A 17,297-nucleotide genomic window follows, 5' to 3' on the forward strand; every position below is an offset into this window, starting at 1 on the left:
CGTGCTCAAAGCCATGCAGATGCCCGAGGATGAGGCTCGCGCCAAACTGCTGAAGATCGCTGGGGCACCGCGCTTCGGCAAACCGGAGAACATCGCGGACATCGTTGCGTTTCTGGCCAGCCCGCGGGCTGAATACATCCATGGCGCATTGGTTGATGTGGACGGCGGGCGTACGCGCGGATTGTAGGATTTTACTTTATGACGCGGGAGATTAGCATGAAGGACGGAGAAAGCGGCAACGAAAGGCTGGCAGCATTCGACGGGGAGTTAGCCGGGGTCAACATGACCGGTCAGTGGAAATTCGAGGCTTTGTTGCAAAAAGCCATTGGCGGTCCCGCTCCAGCCGGTATTCCCTTCAAGTGGTCATGGGAAACGATCAGCACAATGCTCGACAAGAGCTGTGAAGCGTTGAAGGAAACCACCACTGTCCGGCGCACACTATCGTTTTCCAATCCTGCCTTGCCCGTAGGTTCTACTCATGCGTTGCTCGGGGCTGTTCAAATGGTTCTGCCCGGAGAGGTGGAATGGACGCATAGCCACGCGATCTCAGCCCTCCGTTTCGTAATTGACGGAGTGGATGGGCTGTCGACGGTCGTCGATGGTGAGCACTTGCCTATGGCAAAACATGATCTGATCCTGACACCGGCGTGGGCAAAGCATGATCATCACAATGATGGTGACAGGCCCGGCGTGTGGCTTGATGTGCTTGATCTGCCGATTGTTGCTGGATTGAAGCAGATGTCTTACCGCGTCCCGAATACGAAATCGCAGGAACTGGACGGGCGCCCCCGGGCAGATGCGGATAGCCGTTCCCATTTTTTGAGGCGACGAGGCGTCGTATCGACCGCTGGGAGCCCGCGGCTGCGCTTCCCTTGGGCTGAAACAGAGACGGAACTATCGCGCCAAGCTTCGCAAGGAGTTGATCCTTGTGATGGCGTGATGCTGGAATATTTCGATCCGTTCACAGGTGAATCGGTTTTGCCGACGCTTAGCTGCAACGTACAATTGCTTCCGGCTGGATTCACGGGCGTCGAACATCGTAAGACCGCAAGCTCACTTTGCTATGTCATGGAGGGAAGTGGAACGACCAGCATAGAAGGTCATACCGATATAGACTGGAAAGAACGCGACGTCTTTGTGTTGCCAAACTGGGTCTGGCACGCGCATCGCAATCAGTCCACCGACGAAAGAGCACTCTTGTTCGTGGTGACCGAAGCCGCTTTGCTCCGGAGCATGGGCATAGAGCGTATGGAATTGCGATAAGTGCGATTTATCAGCTCGCGAACGCCGCCGCTTTTGGCGAACAATCGGGGCTGAACTAGCGTCGAGGCTTTAGTGCGTGATCTGCGGCAACGCCTGGCGCGGCGCGCCAGGCCACCTTCAGCCTGAACCCTGCGCTCTCGGCGACCCGGCGCGCTTGCGGAAACCTGTTGGACCTTTTGAAATCCTATATTATATATGGTATAGCGAATCTCGAAAGGAGGGATGCTATGGTTGACCACCGAGTAGGCGCGGGGCCGTCCGCCATTCTAAGCTCAACCGCTCTGTCCGAACGGGTGCACGACCGTGTTCGGTCAATGCTCCGCCGGCGTGAAATCGCCCCGGGTTCCCGGATCGGCGTCGAAGCCTTGGCGCGCACATTGGGCGTTTCGCAAACGCCAGTTCGTGAGGCGCTGAGTCGGCTGGAGGCCGAACAGCTTGTCACCCGGATTACGAATATCGGCTTTTGCGCCGCGCCCGCACTGACCCCGCAGGAAATTGCCGAACTGTTCGAAGTTCGGCTGTTGCTTGATCCATTCGTCGCGCGCCGCGCCGCCGTGAATATCACATCGACCGAAATGGCCGAACTTCAACAGGTCGTTGCGGAGGTCGCGGCGCTTCCGAACGGCGGCAGGGGCCTGCGGTACGGCGATTTCCTTGCGCTGGATATGGCGTTTAATCGCATCGTGGCGGGTGCCAGCGGCAATTCCATCATAACGGGCATGCTTGAGCGCATCCATACGCACGCGCATCTCCTCGCCGAAATCTTCGAGGCGGAGTTGTCGCCGCAGGCGCTCGACGAAATGAACGCGATCTTCGCGGCAATCGCTAACCGCGACGAGGACGCCGCCGAGCAGGCAATGCGTCGACACATAGCAAGATCGGCGGAGCGGTTCTCGGAATATCTGTGTGGCCCGGATGAAACCTGCACACCCTTAGGTCAATTAGGAGAGAAATGATGTTCCATAGTGTGAAAGGCGACTCGGAAGTACTCGAAAAAATAGAGGAAATTCTTCCTGAAATCTCTGCTGCAGCGGAGGAAATCGAAAGCAGTCGCAGTGTGCCGGCCCGGATCATCGACAAGATGCGGGATGCGGGGCTCTTTCGGATGATGCTGCCCGAAACCGTTGGCGGCAAAGGTCTCGACCTACTGCAGATTTCAAGGGTTGTGGAGGCGCTCGCCCGTGCGGATGGCTCGACCGGATGGACTGCAATGGTCGCGGCTGGATACAACGCCTTGCTGCCGATCTTCTCGGAAAATATCATCCGTAAAGTCGCCGGAGACGAAGGGGATGTGATGGTGCGGGGCGCCCTGGCGCCGAAGGGTCGTATCGTGGAAGTCGAAGGTGGCTACAGGATCAGCGGGCAATGGCCGTTCGGCACCGGCAGCTTTGACAACAAGTGGGTGATGGCTTCGGGTATCGTGTTCGATGGCGAACGGCCGCGCATGGGGCCTAACGGCATCCCAGAAATTCGTGTCGTGCTGGTGCCCAAGGATCAGGCAAAATTCCTTGATACCTGGCACTCTGTCGGGATGCGCGGCACGTCGAGCCACGACTTTGTGATCGACGACGTGTTCGTTCCCGCCGATCACGCCGTTTCGCTGTTCGGGCGCAACAATCTGGACAGCCCGATCTACAATCTGACCTTCCGGATATTGACCGCCACGCAGCACACGGCAGTGAGCCTTGGGATCGCCTATGGTGCCATGGATGACCTTGCCCAGCTCGCGCAGACGAAGCGGCCAGCTTTCCGTCCGAACATGCGGCTGATCGAAGACCCTGTTTTCACCGGCCGTTATGGTGCCATGATGGCAAAGCTTGACGCGGCCCGCGCCACGGCGGACTGGTTTGCGCTGGAAGCGATGGAGCTGGCCCGTTCCGGTATCCAACCGACCCAGGCGGATGAAGCAAGGCATGGCAGTATGGTTGCCTATGTCTCGCGCATTTGCACCGAAATCGCCGACGAGGTCTTCGACCTGGCCGGATCCAGCGCGTGCTACAACGGCAACAGCATTCAGCGTCGTTGGCGAGATGCCCGCGTGGCCGCGGCTCATGCTGCAGCTGGCACCGACAACTACCAGTTGCTTGCGGGTTCGAAGCTGGTCGACATGCAATCGGTGGCCGATGGGCGTGCGGCTGCAGCGTAAAGGGCATTGGTGGGAAGGGGGGCAATTGCGCCCCCCTTCGCGCCGTGGCCAGACAGCAAACCTCGAACCAGGCGCGCAGAGAGGTGACCGCTTACCCGACAGGAATAGCGATCATCGTCTCTCTACCGGGTGGCTGACGTAAAGCCACCATCGACCACGAGTTCCGTCGCGGTGACATAACTGGCTTCGTCCGATGCGAGGAACAAGGCGGCGTGGGCAACATCCCATGCATTGCCCATATGGCCCATCGGCACCTGCTTGTGGCGCGATGCGACGAATCCCTGGTAGTCGCCGCCGGCATATTTCTGGGCGAGCGCGCCCAAAAGCGGGGTCTCCATCAGTCCAGGTACGACGCAGTTTACCCTCACCCCCTTATCCGCATAAATGACGGCAGTCGTCTTGCTGAACTGGAGGAGGCCGGCCTTGGCCGCAGCATAGGCGACCTGCGGTTTGCCGACATAGCGCAGCCCCGCCACAGAGGCGATATTGACGACCGCGCCCTTCCCCTGTTCCGCCATGATGGGGAGGACATGGTGGCAGGTCAGATATGCCGATTTGAGATTCACATCCATCTGCTCGTCCCAGACCGCTTCCGTCAACTCCGCGGGTCCGCCTGGCATGGAGTAGCCGACATTGTTGACCAGAATGTCGATCCTGCCTTCGCGTTCGATGACTTTCTTCACCAGTTCGGCGACGCTGGCATCGTCGGTCACATCAGCAGTTTCGACCCGGCAGGAAAAGCCCTCTTCGGTAATCACCCGAACGGTTTCCGAGCCGGCTTCGGTGTCGCGGTCGACGCCGACGATATGGGCGCCCTGCCTGGCGAACAAGGTGGCGATCGCCTTGCCGTTGCCCCAGCCCGGCGCACTCGATCCGCAGCCTGTAACCAGCGCGACCTTGTCTGTAAGTTCAAACATTGATGTTCCCCACCGAAATGCAATCCGTGCTGTGAATATTCAGGGCCTCCAGAAACCGAGAGACCATGCTGTAAGCGGCAATCGTGGCGGTTAACTCGACAACGCCGCGTTCGTCGAAAAATTCGCGAACTGTGGCGAATGCGTCATCGGACACCTGGACGTTTCGGGTCATCGCATCACAATAGGAAAGCACGGCGCGCTGGCGTGCATCGAACAGGGAAGAACCCTGCCAGTCGTTCAACGCCTCAATCTGCGCATCTGACATGCCCTCGGCCCGAGCAAGGGGGGCGTGCTGCTCGGCCTCATAGGGGGCACCGTTGAGATGCGCGATCCGCATAATGACCATCTCGCGTATCGCGCCCGGCAGTTCGCACTGCTGGCGAATGGCAGTAAGATAGGTCAGCCAGCCCTGACACACGGGAGGACTGTGCAGCATCATCCGATAAAGGTGCAGAAGTTCGCCGCGCTGTTCGACGACATGTTGTGCGACAATGGCGGCTTCATCGCTAACCGGCTCGGCGTAGGGCAGGCGTGCCATTACGAAGCAGCCGGCGTGTTATTGTTGAGGAAGGCCCGTATCTTGGCAATAGTGCCGGGCACAAGATCCGCAGGCTCCTTCCATGGCTCCAGGATTCGGGCATTGGGCGCCAATCGCGCGACTTCCCGGCCGATCTCGGTTGGATGGAAGAGGTCGATGCCGGGCAGCACCAGCATGGGTGTCTGGCAGTTCGAAATATCTTCACGGCTTACGCTCAGCACGAAATCGCTACCCCACATTCGCTTGCCGAATGCCTCCAGCGTTTCGGCATCGAGGTCCGGGTTCTTTGCGAGCATGCCTTCGGCCCAGGCGCGCCAGGCGTTCGGCATGACCTGATCATTGCCATCGTCGAGGCCGACCGGCTGTTCGAGAACCAGTGAAGCAATACGCTCTGGCGCGGATTTGGCGAGGTTAAGGGCATAGGACGAACCGATGCAGCAACCCAACACATGGCATTTGGCGATGCCGAGATGATTGAGCAGGCCGATATGGTCCGCCAGATAAAGCGCCCACGGATCGCCTTCAGACAGCGGGCCGGATGAGCGGCCAGCATTGCGCTGGTCCAATGCTATGACGCGGAAGTGCTCTGAGAATATTTCTACCGCGTTGAAGGCGGTTCTTTCCCAGAACTCGATCGTCGCCCCCATGCCGCCCGGTGGAAGAAGGAGTAACGGATAGCCAGCCCCGCGAATCTCGTAATAAATCCTGGCATCATCCTTAGTGAAAAAGGGCATTCGATCTCTCCGCCGCGGGCCACTTACGATATCGTTCGCAAGGATAGTATGTTTGGCAAGGCCATGCTTGGAGTAATGGGTGACCGGTACGGCATATCACATATGCGATATGCCGTACCGGTCATGGCCCTTTGTTTGCCGCATTGGGCAAAGGCGGTAAGTAGGGGTTGATGACCGAAACAATCGACATTCATACCCACATGGTGCCGGCAAATTTCCCCGCCTACACCGGTGCATCAACGTCTGTGCCGTGGCCGTCGATGTGCCATGACGGATGTGGCCATGCCAATATGATGGTTTCAGGAAAAGTGTTCCGCAACGTCAGGGATGCAGCCTGGAGCTCGGAACGGCGTATTGCGGATATGGCGCAGATGGGCCTTGCGCGGCAGGTGGTTTCGCCCATGCCGGAATTGCTCTCTTATTGGCTGGAACCGGCGGATGCCCAGGCATTGCTGCGCCATGTCAACGGCGAGATCTCGGCCATGGTTGCGCAGGATCCTGCGCATTTTATTGGCATGGGGGCTGTACCGCTTCAGGATATCGATCTGGCGATCAGCGAGTTGCGCTATAACCGTGAAATCCTGGGGCTTCGTGCAGTCGAAGTGGGCAGCAATATCAATGGCGCGGCGATCGGCGACAAGCGGTTCGAGCCGTTTTTCGAGGCGGCAGTCGATCTGGACGTTTCGGTCTTCGTGCACGCCATTCGCGCATCGGGAAGGGAAATGCTCGCCGGCCCTGCCTTTCTGGAGCCTATCATCGCTTTTCCTGGAGAGATCGGACTGGCGGCCGCAAGCTTGATAACCGGCGGCGTGCTGTCGCGGCATCCCGACCTGCGCATCGCATTCAGTCACGGCGGCGGCGCGCTGATGACAATTCTTGCAAGAATGGAGCATTACTGGCGCGTGCTGCCTGCCTTTGCCGATCTGCTCGAGGAATCCCCGCTTAGCACGGCGCGGCGGGCATATTACGACCTGACGGTTTTCAATCCGGCCTTGGTGGGCCAGTTGGCCAAGACTTTCGGGGTCGGGCAATTGCTCATCGGGTCCGACTATCCATTTCGGGGCCATGAGGAGGCGCCGATCAAGCTGCTTGAGCAGGCCAGCTTGGAGCAGAATGGACCAAGCGCCGAAGAGATAAGGCAGATTTCAGTCCTCAATCCGCGGCGATATCTGGGGCTTTTGCCGTGCTATGAGATAAAAGAATAAATGGAGGCAGGGCTTGAACCACTTCGATCTCGTGGATTTTCGACTGTTCGTGCAGATTGCGGAGGTTAAGAGCCTGCGGAAAGGTGCTGCCGAGGTTTGCCTTTCCGCGTCTGCAGCCAGCACGCGGCTTGCGAACCTTGAGGCGCGAAGCGGTACCAAGCTGCTGATGCGCAGCAGCACGGGCATGAGCCTTACCGTCGCCGGGCAAGCGTTCCTTTATCACGCCAGGCAGATTCTCGACCAGATCGAAACCCTCAATGCCGATCTGGAGGAATATGCTCAGAGCATGCGCGGGCACCTTCGGATCGCAGCCAATCCCACCGCGATAAAGGAATATCTCCCTGGATCGCTGCGACGCTTTTTGGCGATGCGGCCGGAAGTGCGGCTGGACTTAGGGGAATTGTTCACCGGGGAGATCGTTCGATCGGTGGCAGCCGGTGTGTCTGATATCGGCATCGTCACGGGCGATGTGGGTTCGGACAGGCTGGAGAGCATACCCTATCGCGAGATCGACCTCGTCCTCGTGGTGCCGTTGGGTCACCGTCTGGCAGACCAGGAAAGCGTCACCTTCAAACAGGCGCTGGAGAACGACTTCGTGGTCTTCCCCGACGGAAGTCCGACCTATTCACCGGTGATGAGGGCAGCGGAAGAATTGTCGATGAAGATGCGCGTGCGCGCTCGGGCGACGACGCTGGATTCCATGTGTGGCCTGATCGAGGCGGGCATTGGCGTGGGGGTTGCACCCGGACCATCGGCGCAGCGCGCTGCGGAAACGATGGCGATCAAGATCGTGCCGATTGCCGATCCGGGCGCAAAGCTCGCACACCAGATATGCGCACGCAAGTTTGAATCCCTGCCTTCATTCGCCCGCGATTTCGTTGCGGCCCTGCAACAGGATAATGAACGCGACCAGCCGAGATAGCTGCCCGACACGGTGCGGCATGTTTTGCACAATCGCACGCGTTGTTCGTGAATCCGGATTTGTTGCGGGCCAGACTGGCGGGCATATAGCCATTTGTCTGTTGGATAAAAGCGAACCGGTTGCGGCCATCCCGTCGCTGAACTGGATTCAAGCTGCGGGGCAGGCGGAGATTTGCCCTTTAACGCTGTTCTGGAGCTGAAAAGCGATGAAAAATAAAGCACTTCTCAAGAAGGTGGAGGTCGCGAAAGCGCAGCCGAGGGACTGGGTGGCCACGGCCCGTTCGCTGGCGCCGCTGATCGAGTCAGAGGTTCCGGTTTCGGACGGACTGCGTTCGATGTCCCCGACGGTCGTTGATGCGCTGAAGGAAACCGAGCTCTTCTGGATGCTTGCGCCCACTGAAGTCGGAGGTGGCGGTTGCGGCTATCGCGAACTGATCGAAGTCATCGAAGAGCTTTCGAACGCTGACTGCTCCGTAGGCTGGTCGTTCATGGCCAATTCGGAGTGCATCGCCGCTGCGGGGGCCTATCTTGGCGACCGCGCGATCGATCAAATGTTCGGTGGGCGCGAACGTCCGATTGTGGCCGGCATGTTCGGTCCGGGTGGCAAGGTCGAGGTGGTCGATGGCGGCTACCGCGCGAGCGGCAAATTCTCCTACGGCAGCGGTTGCGGACACGCCAACTGGTTTGGCGCGGGTTTCATGGTCAAGGAGGGCGATGGTATCAGGCAGTTGCCGCATGGCCCGCAGGTCCAAGTCTGCTTCATCCCGCGCGACATGGTTGACGTCAAGGACGGCTGGGATGTCGCCGGCCTGTCCGGAACCGGAAGCTTCGATTATGACGTCCCTGAACAGTTCGTGGCTGAAGACTTCACGATGGAGCGGGTTACTGCGATCCCCAGGCGCGGTGCCGCGCTGTTCACGATCGGCTTTCAACCCATCGTTGCTGCGGGTCATGCCGGTGTTGTGCTGGGTGCGATGAAGCGCGCCCTGCAGGAGGTCGGCCGGATCGGCGCCGAAAAGAAGCGCGTGGGCTATCCGGGTTTGATTGGCGACTATCCGACCTTCATGCAGGAGTTTAGCGACTACGAGGCAAGCTACATGGCGGCTCGCGGCTATGTGCTGCAGGTCTTCGATGAGGCAGAGGCCGCCGCGATCGCCAATCGCCCGCTTACCGCCTATCAGAAGGCGCGGTTCCGTCAGGTCACATCTTGGGTTCATAAGGTTGCGGCTGACGTGGTCAGCGGCTGCTACAAGTGGAGCGGTTCGGAAGGTTTTCGCAATTCCACGCCGATCGGTCGCGTGTTTCGCGATACCTTTGTTGCGGTGAACCACCTTTTTGTCGATCCCGTGCATCTGGTGCATTCGGCGCCCAGCATCATGGAATATTATCGCAATGGTTGCCCCCGGGCTCTGCCGGTCCAGGGTTAGGGTGGCCTTGGATCGTAGAAAATGGCGGCGGGGCTCGTAAGGCATGGCAATTAGAGGTTACGGGCGGCTGGGCTTTGATGCATGGACGGTTTCAACGCCGACATAAAATTAGGGGAGAATGGAGAGATGGCTGGACGTCTGGCAGGAAAGATTGCCCTAGTTACCGGGACTGCGGGTGGTCAGGGCCGCGCCGCAGCCTTGCTCTTCGCCGCCGAAGGCGCCAAGGTTATTGGCTGCGATCTGAAGGTCGATGAAGACCGCGAGACTGTTGCGATGGTGAAGGCCAAGGGCGGCGAAATGGTATCGCTGACGCCCACCAATCTGTCGAACGAAGATCAAGTAAAGGCCCTTATCGACTTTGCCGTAACCAGCTTTGGCGATTTCGACATTGTCTATAACAATGCATCGGCTGCCCGCGGAGCGCCAGCCGATGAACTGACGCTTGAAAACTGGATGTTCTCGCTCAACAATGAGCTGACGAACATGTTCCTGATGAACAAGCATGTGCTCGAAGTGTTCAAGCGCAAGGGGGGAGGGGTGATCCTCAACACCGCCTCTGTCGCCGGCATCGTGGGCGCTGGCACACCCGGGAACGTCCCCGTCCACCTGGCACACAATGTCACCAAGGCCGGGGTGATCCGGATGAGCCAGCACCTGGCCATCGAATACTCACCCTGGAACATCCGCGTGAACTCGGTTTCGCCAGGCGTGATCCTCACCCCTGCCACCGGATTCTGGGTCGACGCGATCGGTGAGGATGCGTTCACTGACCTGCTGCTGGTGAAGCGCCTTGGCCAGCCTGAGGACATTGCCAAGGCAGCACTGTTCCTCGTTTCCGACGATGCCTCCTACATAACCGGCGCGAATTTGGTCGTTGACGGCGGCTGGGTTGCCAGTGGCGGCCTTGGACGGCCAAATCCGGAACTATCCAAGAAATTTGTTGCCATCATCGATCGGTATCGCACCTCCGCCGCTGGCAAGCCCGGCGCATGACGATCGCCGGCCCGATGTGCGGGGCAATGTCGGACGCGGTGCAATGAATGGCGCGGCGGGGCCGGTCGTGGCGCAATTATTGACCGGCAAGGTGGGCTTGTTGCTAGGCGCCAGCCGGGGAATCGGGGAGGCAATTGCGCGCGCGGCTTATGTTGCGGGGGCGCGGTTGGTTATTGGGTCGCGGGATTTTGAAGCCCTGGCGGCGCTGGCCCAGGATCTCGACCCATCGGGAGACTCTGTCGTTCCCGTGCGGGTCGACATGACCGATCGTGCCTCCCTCGAACATGCTGTCAGCATGACTGCAGAGCGCTTCGGCCGCTTCGATATCGCGTTCAACAACGCCGGCCACCAGTCTGCCCGAACCTCATTCATCGATACCGACGATAATATGTTCGACGATGTTATGGCGGTTAATCTTCGTGGTGTGTTTGTCGCGATGAAGTGGCAGGTGCGCGCCATGTTGGCGGCCGGCAACGGTGGGGCGATCGTCAATACTTCATCAATTCTCGGCATGACCGCCCGCCCGCTCATTGCGCCTTATGTTGCCAGCAAGCATGGCTTGATTGGCCTGACCAAGGTTGTCGCGATTGAGATGGCCCCGTCAGGCATTCGTGCGAACTGTGTGGCGCCCGGACCTGTCATGACGGAGATGCTGCGCCGCGGCCCGGCCGCCAATCCCGAGGCGCTTCAGAAAATGCTGGACGCAGCGCCTATGGCTCGGTTGGGAACCGTCGACGAGGTTGCGAGCGCCGCAGTGTGGCTTGCCTCCGACGCTTCAAGCTATGTCACTGGAGTAACGCTGCCAATCGACGGCGGCGTGACGATTCCTTGAAGATTAACGCCTTATTTGGTGCTCCATCATCCTCCGGCGGTGGCGTTCGCATCGGCGAGCGGTAGGCGGTAGCGCTTGAGTGTTGCTGCTGCGACAAGGGCAGAGGCAAGAGCAGCGGCACAGCCGACCAGTACGACCGAGTGACCGATCGCATATTTGTCGTCCACAAAGACATTGTCCGCAAACCAGCCGACAAGTGCAGCCCCGCCCCCAAGGCCTACCAGATTGACGATCAGAAACAGCAGGGCCATGCCGACGGCACGCATGCGATTGGGCGTGGATAGCTGGATAGAAGCCGAGATTGCGCCAAAATACGAGTTCTGCAGCAAGAAATAGCAGAATACCGCCGCCAGCTGCACCCCTCGGTTGTCGATGAGCGGGGCCGACACAGGCAGTAGAATGATCAACGAAACAATGAGCACGGTGCGCATGTGCGCATCCGCATAGCCACGGCGCGCCAGCAGGGCTGTGAACATCGGCCCCAGATAGGCGCCAAGCAGCGCCGATGGGATCAAGGCGATCCCGAGCAGAAGGCCAACCTCGCCGGGCGTCATCGCGAAAGAGTTGATGAAGTGCGTCGGCAACCATCCAAGGTTTGCATAAAAGATTACGGTCAGCAACGCCGCACAGGCGTATAACGGGAAATACCGGCTGCGGTGCTTCCAGATGTGATGAAAGGTTTCTTTCAACGAAGGCATGGCTTGATCGTGCAACCGCTTGGGCTCCTTGATCAGGAGGAACGTAGCGGCACTCAAGGCAATCCCTGGCAGTCCGACAAGAATGAAAACGAGTTGCCACGGCTCGAACCGGCCGTCGGCAAAAATTGGTGCTATCGCCGCCGTGAAATCGAGCGCCGGCCCACCGATGAGCAGCGCGGTGCCCGCACCCAACATGGCCCCCATCGAGAAAATCTGATTGGGACGGACAAGGCGGTCGGGACGGAAAGAGTCAGCGATCAGGGAGTAACCCGCCGGGGCGAGTGCCGCTTCTCCGACGCCAACACACAGGCGGGCAAGGAACAGGGTCCAGAAATTGTCGGCAAATGCGCATGCTACCGTGGCAAAACTCCACAGTAGCATGCCGATGGCGATCAGATTTCGACGGTTATAGCGATCGGCGATACGACCAATAGGAATGCTTAAACAGCAGTAGAAAATTACGAAGGCCGTACCCTGTAAAAGGCCGATTTCGAAATTGCTGATCCCCAGCGTCTTTCGCATAGGGGCAACCATCAGCGAGAGGATCTGCCGGTCAACCATGGCGATGACAAACGCAACCACAAGCACTGTCAGCGTCAGATAAGCCCGGCGAAGACTTGGGTAGTTTTCGCCAGCGCGTGTTTGGTTGGCCACGACGTTCCCCCTCGACGCAAAGTAGGCAGTTTACGAGGCGGCAGTGCTTTCGCACCACCGCCCTTCGAAACCATGTCTCTCTTCAGTAACGAACCCCGATGGTCAGCCCATATGTCCGTGGATCCGAAATCGGCGTCGAATCTGCGAATGGCAGGGAGGTGGTGCTGCCATAGTAGCGCTCGTTCAACAGATTATGCCCCCAGAATGCGATGCTATAGGCACCCTTCGTCAGAGCGACGCGGCTATCCAGCGACGTGAACGATGGGGACACGATTTCCGGGTTGCCGGCAATACGGAACTGCGAAGACATGTTCGACACGTCTGCACGCAGCATAAGCTCCCAGCCATCGCCAAACTCCTTCTTATACTGGCCAAAAACCGAGCCTGACCATTTCGAAGCATAAGGCATGCGGTTGCCCTTGGCCGGTATGTTCCTACCGATACCGGTCACCACATCGCGTACCTGCAGCAGTCCGCTACTATAATCCGCTTTGGGTAGCCATGCGAGCGCAAGCCCCGCCTGGAATTCCGGCGTCACTTCGAACCTGGATTCAAGCTCGAGTCCCGCCATATGGGCGTCATTATTGGCCACTGCAAATTCGGTTTGAGCAATGACCTGCACCTGCTGGTCTTTCCACTGCGTATAGAAGCCAGTCAGATTGAAGGTTGCGCGACCATCGAAGGCCTTGGTGCGTAGACCGGCCTCATAGGTCCACGAAGATTCCTTTTCGAACCTGGTCGGTGCTGTAGCCGTGCGTTGCGGCGAGTAACCGCCAGGACGGTAGCTCTTGTTTGCCTTCGCATAGATCGAAACATCATCATTGATTTCATATTGGATCACGGCTTCCGGCAACAGATCGTCCCAAGTCGCAGACTCGTTCGTGGTGATCGGGTTGGTAACGGTGGTTCCAGGAAATATTACCGGGTTGAACTGGGTGGGTTTGCCGAAATTGATCGTTGAGGTCTGGATCTTGTTGGACGCGCGCTTGTCCCGCGCATAGCGTAGACCGACCGTGACTTTAAGCGCATCTGTCAGGCGATAGCCCACTTGGCCATAAACGGCGAAGGTATCTGTCGGCTGCCTTGCATTCACATTCGTGACGGTCGGCGTGATGCCTGCATTGTCGCCGCCGACATTGTTGGTCAAGCGCCCACGAAAATCAATGCTGTCCTGAACGTAGGTAAATACCTCATGATAATACAGCGCACCGAGGATCCATTCAAATCGCTTGCCGGATTCCGATACCAACGTAATTTCCTGGCTGTATTGGTCCTGCTCGATATCGGTCAGAACATTGAACAGCGGCAATCCAACTGATCCTACGTTTGACAGTGCATCCAGCTCGAATCCGCGCCATGAACTGGTCGATTTCAGGGTGAATGCGGCAAAATCATAGCTGATATTGGCCGTCAGCCCATGGACCGTCCGATTTTCATATCCGTCGATATTCGAGGCATAATTGCTCGACAGAGTGTCCGTTACAAGCTCGCGGGGCCCCAGATCCAGTAGCGGCCTGGTCGGAAGTGGGGCACGTGGAGTGAACAGGGAGGAGTATTGGAAGGAATCGCGGAAGCGCACTGTATGGTAAAGTGGTCCGCTGTTCTTCAGATCGTCATAGTCACCGTTTATATTGATTTCCAGATCATCCTTGGCATAGCGCACAGCGCCAATAAGGCCCCAGCCATCGGTGTCGGGCGGTCTTTTGCCGGTTGTGACGTTGTAATCGAAGGCATTGGCATGTTTCGCGCGGCCGCCCAGCATAACCGCGACGCCATCGGCGATCGGTGTACTGATTGCGCCTTTGGCGCGTAGAATGCCTGAATTGCCGATCGTGCCCTCGGCGAAGCCAGTTGTGTCGGTCAGGTTGGGCTTTTGCGTTTCAACCACGACAGCGCCGCCCAGAGTGTTCTTGCCATATAGTGATCCCTGCGGACGGCTTTGTTGCATAACGCGATAGCGCGACGAGGGTGGTATTACTGTTGATTTCTATGCGACGCGGAGCGTCTTCGGCGTCCCGATTTGCGAGAAGCGGTTGAGGATTGTGGCACGGACTTTGAGCTCGGTTATCTGACGGTCGAGGGTGCGGGATGCAACGCGCTGACCGAGCAGCTTGAAGCAATGCATCTTGGTCTCGACAAGGCTGCGGCGATGATAGCCGCTCCATTTCTTCCAGATCGTGCGTCCAAGCCGTTTGATCGCACGGAGCGTTTCGTTGCGGGCGTCCACGCCCGGGCCGTCCTCTTTCCATGGCCGTCCGTTGCGGCGAACCGGAATGACCGCCTCGGCATGACGCCCGGCGATCGCGGCGTGACATTTTTTGGTATCGTAGGCGCCGTCCCCGCCAACGGTTGCGATCCGCTCATTCAACGGAATCTGCGCCAACAGATCGGGCAGGACAGGCGCGTCGCCAATCCCGTTGGTGGTGACCTCGATCGCCCGGATCTCCAGTGTTTCAGCGTCAATCCCCAAGTGCACCTTGCGCCATTGCCGACGATAGGAGGCGCCATGCTTACGGGTTTTCCATTCCCCTTCGCCTGTCATCTTGATGCCGGTGCTGTCGACCAGAAGATGCAGGCCGCCTGAACTGGGCCGCCCGCCAAGCGCGACCGTCAATGTCTTCTGGCGGCGGCATAGCGTCGTGTAGTCCGGCACCAGCCAGTCGAGGCCCGCAAGCTTGAGAAGGCTTGCCACCAACCCCGTCACCTGCCGTAACGGCAGGCCAAACAGCGCCTTCAGCGTCAGGCACAGCTCGATCGCGCTGTCCGAAAAACGCAGCGGACGGCCAGGGCGACCGCTCGGCGCTGACAGCCACTGCATGCCCGGATCAAACCATATCTCCAACGAACCCCGCCGCTTCAGTGCCGCGTTATACGCGCTCCAGTTCGTCGTGCGGTATTTCGGTGCAGCTGGCTTGGGCATCCAACCCATCTACACACCTGGATTCCCATAAGGAATCCCACCCCGTCGTTATGCAACAAAGCCCTTTGGCCGGACAAATCGCTGTCTGGCGCGATCGCTGGCGATGTTTTCCTTATGTCGCGCGCATGGGATCCCTGTCCAGTTCGTCATCGGAGTGCGGTCAGATCCATTTGCGGCGCACGCATGGGTGCAAATAGATACCGCGGTGCTCAACGACTCCACCGAACAGGTCAATCTTTACACGCCGATCCTGGTCCTCGAATGAGCGTCCAGTTTGTCGCGCGGATAGCCGGCCAAGGTCTGGTCTACGATGCGGACAGTGTCCGTCCGACGATATCTCTCCTTTTCAGACAGGACATCATGCCGGGGCTCCGCCTGGACATCAGCGACCCTCGCGCGCTGATCACCTTGCCAGCGCAAAATGGCTTCATCATCGGCACGCTGTTCCATCGCTACGGGCCACCGGAACGCGTTGAACAACTTGATCCGGCCGAGATTGAGGCGATCTGCAGATCAAAAGGGGAGCACCTGCTACGGCGGTATTGGGGCCGATATGTTGCCGTCATCCGATCGGAGAACGCGCTTTCCGTAATCCGCGACCCTTCTGGCGCCATGCCGTGCTACCACACAAGCGATGGATGCGAACTTGTCTTGGCGTCCGCGCCGTCCCTGTTCTGCGCTGCCGGATTGCCAAGCCTATCGATTGACCCAACTGGAGTTGCCAGAGCGCTTTTGATCGCTGGTATGCCAGAAACCACGACTGCGCTCATCGGCGTCGGTCAACTCCTTCCGGGCACATCTCTGAATATAGAAGGGTCACGTACCACAACGGCTATCCGATGGGACCCCTGGAAGTTCGTCAGTTCCCTGGATGATCGATCGCCAGACGAGCTTGCAGCAGATCTTCGACGAACTGTCCAATCCTGCGTCTCCGGCTGGGGAAGGCTCCACAACAAAGGGCTTCTGGCCGTCTCAGGAGGGCTCGACTCGTCAATCGTTGCGGCATGTCTTCGCAATGTCGGAAACGATTTGTCACTCTTAACGCTCACAACGGACGATCCACTGGGTGACGAAAGAGCGTTCGCCCGGACCATGGCGTCATACCTGGGCAGCCCCCTGTTTGAAGAGCGCTATTCTTTAGCTCACATCGATCTCAACAAGTCCTCTGTAAGCCATCTTCCTACCCCGGGCGGGCGGGTGGACGCCCTATCCTTCGATGCGATCGCAGTGAAGGTCGCCACCGACGCCGGTGCAAACGCCATCTTTACAGGCAATGGCGGTGATAACGTCTTTTACATGAGTCGTTCCGCACGGTCTCTCGCTGACCGCTTTTCAGTGAACGGGCCTTCAACGGGCCTGCTAGGGACACTGCGAGACATCTGCAGCTTGACCGGAGCAACCGCCCTGCAAGCAATTTCGCAAGGGGTTGCGGCCTGGCGCAACGCCGCGAACGGATACATCTGGCGGGAAGAAGCGAGCTTCATCGCGCGCGACGCGCTCGAAATACTTTCGAAAGCGCCCATCGACCACCCTTGGCTCGCCATTCCCCAAGGTACCAGGCTGCCCGGAAAGGCAGCGCACGTAGCAATGATTCTACGAATGCATTACTCGCTCGATGCATATGGCGAGCGGGGAGGCGTTCCAGTGCTGCATCCGCTCGCCTCGCAGCCAATACTGGAGCTCTGGACTTGTAACGGTTTTGTGCCGGTCACCTATCTCATTATGCCACCTTGGCTTCGAACGCGAGCGGGCTGATGCCGCCCAGATATGAATGGCGGCGACGGGTGTTGTAGAAGCCATTGATGTACTGGAAGATGGAAGCTTCTGCCTGACGCCGCGTTGGCCAGCTCTGCCGCCAGATGAGTTCGGCTTTCAGGCTTTTGAAAAACGTCTCGACAGAGGCGTTATCATAGCAATTACCCTTGCCGCTCATCGATGGACGCAGGCCATAGGCCTGCAGCTTTTTCTGATAGTCGTAAGAACAATATTGGCTGCCACGATCCGAATGAAAAAAGCAGCCTTCCGGAGGCTGGCGCAGGCGCACCGCCA

At 58.6% G+C, this 17,297-nt stretch carries 18 protein-coding genes; 11 read left to right on the top strand and 7 right to left on the bottom strand.

Annotation, left to right across the window (positions count from 1 at the left end; genetic code table 11):
• The 4 genes from QMG56_RS21875 to QMG56_RS21890 form a co-directional block, all read left to right on the top strand.
• On the top strand, window positions 1-187 hold a 187-nt coding region (locus QMG56_RS21875), incomplete at its 5' end, for an SDR family oxidoreductase (RefSeq protein ID WP_281824891.1).
• A gap of 29 nt (window positions 188-216) precedes the next feature.
• On the top strand, window positions 217-1,263 hold the full coding sequence (locus tag QMG56_RS21880; protein WP_281824894.1) for a cupin domain-containing protein: 1,047 nt from the start codon (window positions 217-219) through the stop codon (window positions 1,261-1,263).
• 227 nt (window positions 1,264-1,490) lie between these two features.
• Window positions 1,491-2,219, top strand: a complete 729-nt coding sequence (locus tag QMG56_RS21885; RefSeq protein ID WP_281824896.1) for a GntR family transcriptional regulator — start codon at window positions 1,491-1,493, stop codon at window positions 2,217-2,219.
• Window positions 2,216-3,409, top strand: a complete 1,194-nt coding sequence (locus QMG56_RS21890; RefSeq protein ID WP_281824898.1) for an acyl-CoA dehydrogenase family protein — start codon at window positions 2,216-2,218, stop codon at window positions 3,407-3,409. Before QMG56_RS21885 ends, QMG56_RS21890 begins: the two co-directional genes overlap by 4 nt.
• A 122-nt stretch (window positions 3,410-3,531) precedes the next feature.
• Here QMG56_RS21890 and QMG56_RS21895 read toward each other — a convergent pair whose 3' ends face one another.
• The 3 genes from QMG56_RS21895 to QMG56_RS21905 are packed head-to-tail and all read right to left on the bottom strand — an operon-like array spanning window position 3,532 to window position 5,598.
• Window positions 3,532-4,326: an SDR family NAD(P)-dependent oxidoreductase gene (locus QMG56_RS21895; protein ID WP_281824900.1), complete on the bottom strand. Its 795-nt coding sequence runs from the start codon at window positions 4,324-4,326 to the stop codon at window positions 3,532-3,534.
• Window positions 4,319-4,864: a carboxymuconolactone decarboxylase family protein gene (locus QMG56_RS21900; protein WP_281824902.1), complete on the bottom strand. Its 546-nt coding sequence runs from the start codon at window positions 4,862-4,864 to the stop codon at window positions 4,319-4,321. Before QMG56_RS21900 ends, QMG56_RS21895 begins: the two co-directional genes overlap by 8 nt.
• Window positions 4,864-5,598, bottom strand: a complete 735-nt coding sequence (locus QMG56_RS21905; RefSeq protein WP_281824903.1) for an alpha/beta fold hydrolase — start codon at window positions 5,596-5,598, stop codon at window positions 4,864-4,866. The genes QMG56_RS21900 and QMG56_RS21905 overlap by 1 nt, the downstream gene beginning before the upstream one ends.
• Before the next feature lie 170 nt (window positions 5,599-5,768).
• Between QMG56_RS21905 and QMG56_RS21910 the strand changes: the two genes are divergently transcribed.
• From QMG56_RS21910 to QMG56_RS21930, 5 genes are all read left to right on the top strand, one after another.
• A complete protein-coding gene (locus QMG56_RS21910; protein ID WP_281824905.1) occupies window positions 5,769-6,803 on the top strand; it encodes an amidohydrolase family protein in 1,035 nt (344 codons plus the stop codon).
• A gap of 13 nt (window positions 6,804-6,816) precedes the next feature.
• Window positions 6,817-7,725 (top strand): LysR substrate-binding domain-containing protein, encoded by a 909-nt coding sequence (locus QMG56_RS21915; RefSeq protein WP_281824907.1) that lies wholly within the window; start codon window positions 6,817-6,819, stop codon window positions 7,723-7,725.
• A gap of 205 nt (window positions 7,726-7,930) precedes the next feature.
• On the top strand, window positions 7,931-9,151 hold the full coding sequence (locus QMG56_RS21920) for an acyl-CoA dehydrogenase family protein (RefSeq protein ID WP_281824909.1): 1,221 nt from the start codon (window positions 7,931-7,933) through the stop codon (window positions 9,149-9,151).
• A gap of 126 nt (window positions 9,152-9,277) precedes the next feature.
• Window positions 9,278-10,144 (top strand): SDR family NAD(P)-dependent oxidoreductase, encoded by an 867-nt coding sequence (locus tag QMG56_RS21925; protein WP_281824910.1) that lies wholly within the window; start codon window positions 9,278-9,280, stop codon window positions 10,142-10,144.
• Window positions 10,092-10,976, top strand: a complete 885-nt coding sequence (locus QMG56_RS21930; RefSeq protein ID WP_281824912.1) for an SDR family NAD(P)-dependent oxidoreductase — start codon at window positions 10,092-10,094, stop codon at window positions 10,974-10,976. The genes QMG56_RS21925 and QMG56_RS21930 overlap by 53 nt, the downstream gene beginning before the upstream one ends.
• A 26-nt stretch (window positions 10,977-11,002) precedes the next feature.
• Here QMG56_RS21930 and QMG56_RS21935 read toward each other — a convergent pair whose 3' ends face one another.
• From QMG56_RS21935 to QMG56_RS21945, 3 genes are all read right to left on the bottom strand, one after another.
• Window positions 11,003-12,328 (bottom strand): MFS transporter, encoded by a 1,326-nt coding sequence (locus tag QMG56_RS21935; RefSeq protein ID WP_281824914.1) that lies wholly within the window; start codon window positions 12,326-12,328, stop codon window positions 11,003-11,005.
• A gap of 82 nt (window positions 12,329-12,410) precedes the next feature.
• Window positions 12,411-14,090, bottom strand: coding sequence for a TonB-dependent receptor (locus QMG56_RS21940; protein ID WP_281824916.1), 1,680 nt, complete (start codon window positions 14,088-14,090; stop codon window positions 12,411-12,413).
• Between the two features lie 225 nt (window positions 14,091-14,315).
• On the bottom strand, window positions 14,316-15,248 hold the full coding sequence (locus QMG56_RS21945) for an IS5 family transposase (RefSeq protein WP_281824921.1): 933 nt from the start codon (window positions 15,246-15,248) through the stop codon (window positions 14,316-14,318).
• A 34-nt stretch (window positions 15,249-15,282) separates the two neighbouring features.
• Here QMG56_RS21945 and QMG56_RS23585 point away from each other — a divergent pair, with 34 nt between their 5' ends.
• On the top strand, window positions 15,283-15,513 hold the full coding sequence (locus QMG56_RS23585; RefSeq protein WP_375713750.1) for a lasso peptide biosynthesis B2 protein: 231 nt from the start codon (window positions 15,283-15,285) through the stop codon (window positions 15,511-15,513).
• Window positions 15,510-17,003: an asparagine synthase-related protein gene (locus QMG56_RS21950; RefSeq protein WP_281824918.1), complete on the top strand. Its 1,494-nt coding sequence runs from the start codon at window positions 15,510-15,512 to the stop codon at window positions 17,001-17,003. Before QMG56_RS23585 ends, QMG56_RS21950 begins: the two co-directional genes overlap by 4 nt.
• Here QMG56_RS21950 and QMG56_RS21955 read toward each other — a convergent pair.
• Window positions 16,969-17,297 (bottom strand): IS3 family transposase (locus tag QMG56_RS21955; RefSeq protein WP_281824920.1); only part of this gene is annotated, 329 nt, incomplete at its 5' end. The two genes, QMG56_RS21950 and QMG56_RS21955, sit on opposite strands and share 35 nt — an antisense overlap.

It is taken from the genome of Sphingobium sp. BS19 (genome assembly GCF_027925545.1).
In the GTDB taxonomy this organism is placed as follows: domain Bacteria; phylum Pseudomonadota; class Alphaproteobacteria; order Sphingomonadales; family Sphingomonadaceae; genus Sphingobium.

Coding starts and splice junctions, on each gene's coding strand:
- QMG56_RS21910 (WP_281824905.1), top strand. CDS start 5,769: ATGACCGAAACAATCGACATTCATACCCACATGGTGCCGGCAAATTTC.
- QMG56_RS21885 (WP_281824896.1), top strand. CDS start 1,491: ATGGTTGACCACCGAGTAGGCGCGGGGCCGTCCGCCATTCTAAGCTCA.
- QMG56_RS21890 (WP_281824898.1), top strand. CDS start 2,216: ATGATGTTCCATAGTGTGAAAGGCGACTCGGAAGTACTCGAAAAAATA.
- QMG56_RS21895 (WP_281824900.1), bottom strand. CDS start 4,326: ATGTTTGAACTTACAGACAAGGTCGCGCTGGTTACAGGCTGCGGATCG.
- QMG56_RS21940 (WP_281824916.1), bottom strand. CDS start 14,090: ATGCTGGGCGGCCGCGCGAAACATGCCAATGCCTTCGATTACAACGTC.
- QMG56_RS21880 (WP_281824894.1), top strand. CDS start 217: ATGAAGGACGGAGAAAGCGGCAACGAAAGGCTGGCAGCATTCGACGGG.
- QMG56_RS21950 (WP_281824918.1), top strand. CDS start 15,510: ATGAGCGTCCAGTTTGTCGCGCGGATAGCCGGCCAAGGTCTGGTCTAC.
- QMG56_RS21920 (WP_281824909.1), top strand. CDS start 7,931: ATGAAAAATAAAGCACTTCTCAAGAAGGTGGAGGTCGCGAAAGCGCAG.
- QMG56_RS21925 (WP_281824910.1), top strand. CDS start 9,278: ATGGCTGGACGTCTGGCAGGAAAGATTGCCCTAGTTACCGGGACTGCG.
- QMG56_RS21905 (WP_281824903.1), bottom strand. CDS start 5,598: ATGCCCTTTTTCACTAAGGATGATGCCAGGATTTATTACGAGATTCGC.
- QMG56_RS21900 (WP_281824902.1), bottom strand. CDS start 4,864: ATGGCACGCCTGCCCTACGCCGAGCCGGTTAGCGATGAAGCCGCCATT.
- QMG56_RS21945 (WP_281824921.1), bottom strand. CDS start 15,248: ATGCCCAAGCCAGCTGCACCGAAATACCGCACGACGAACTGGAGCGCG.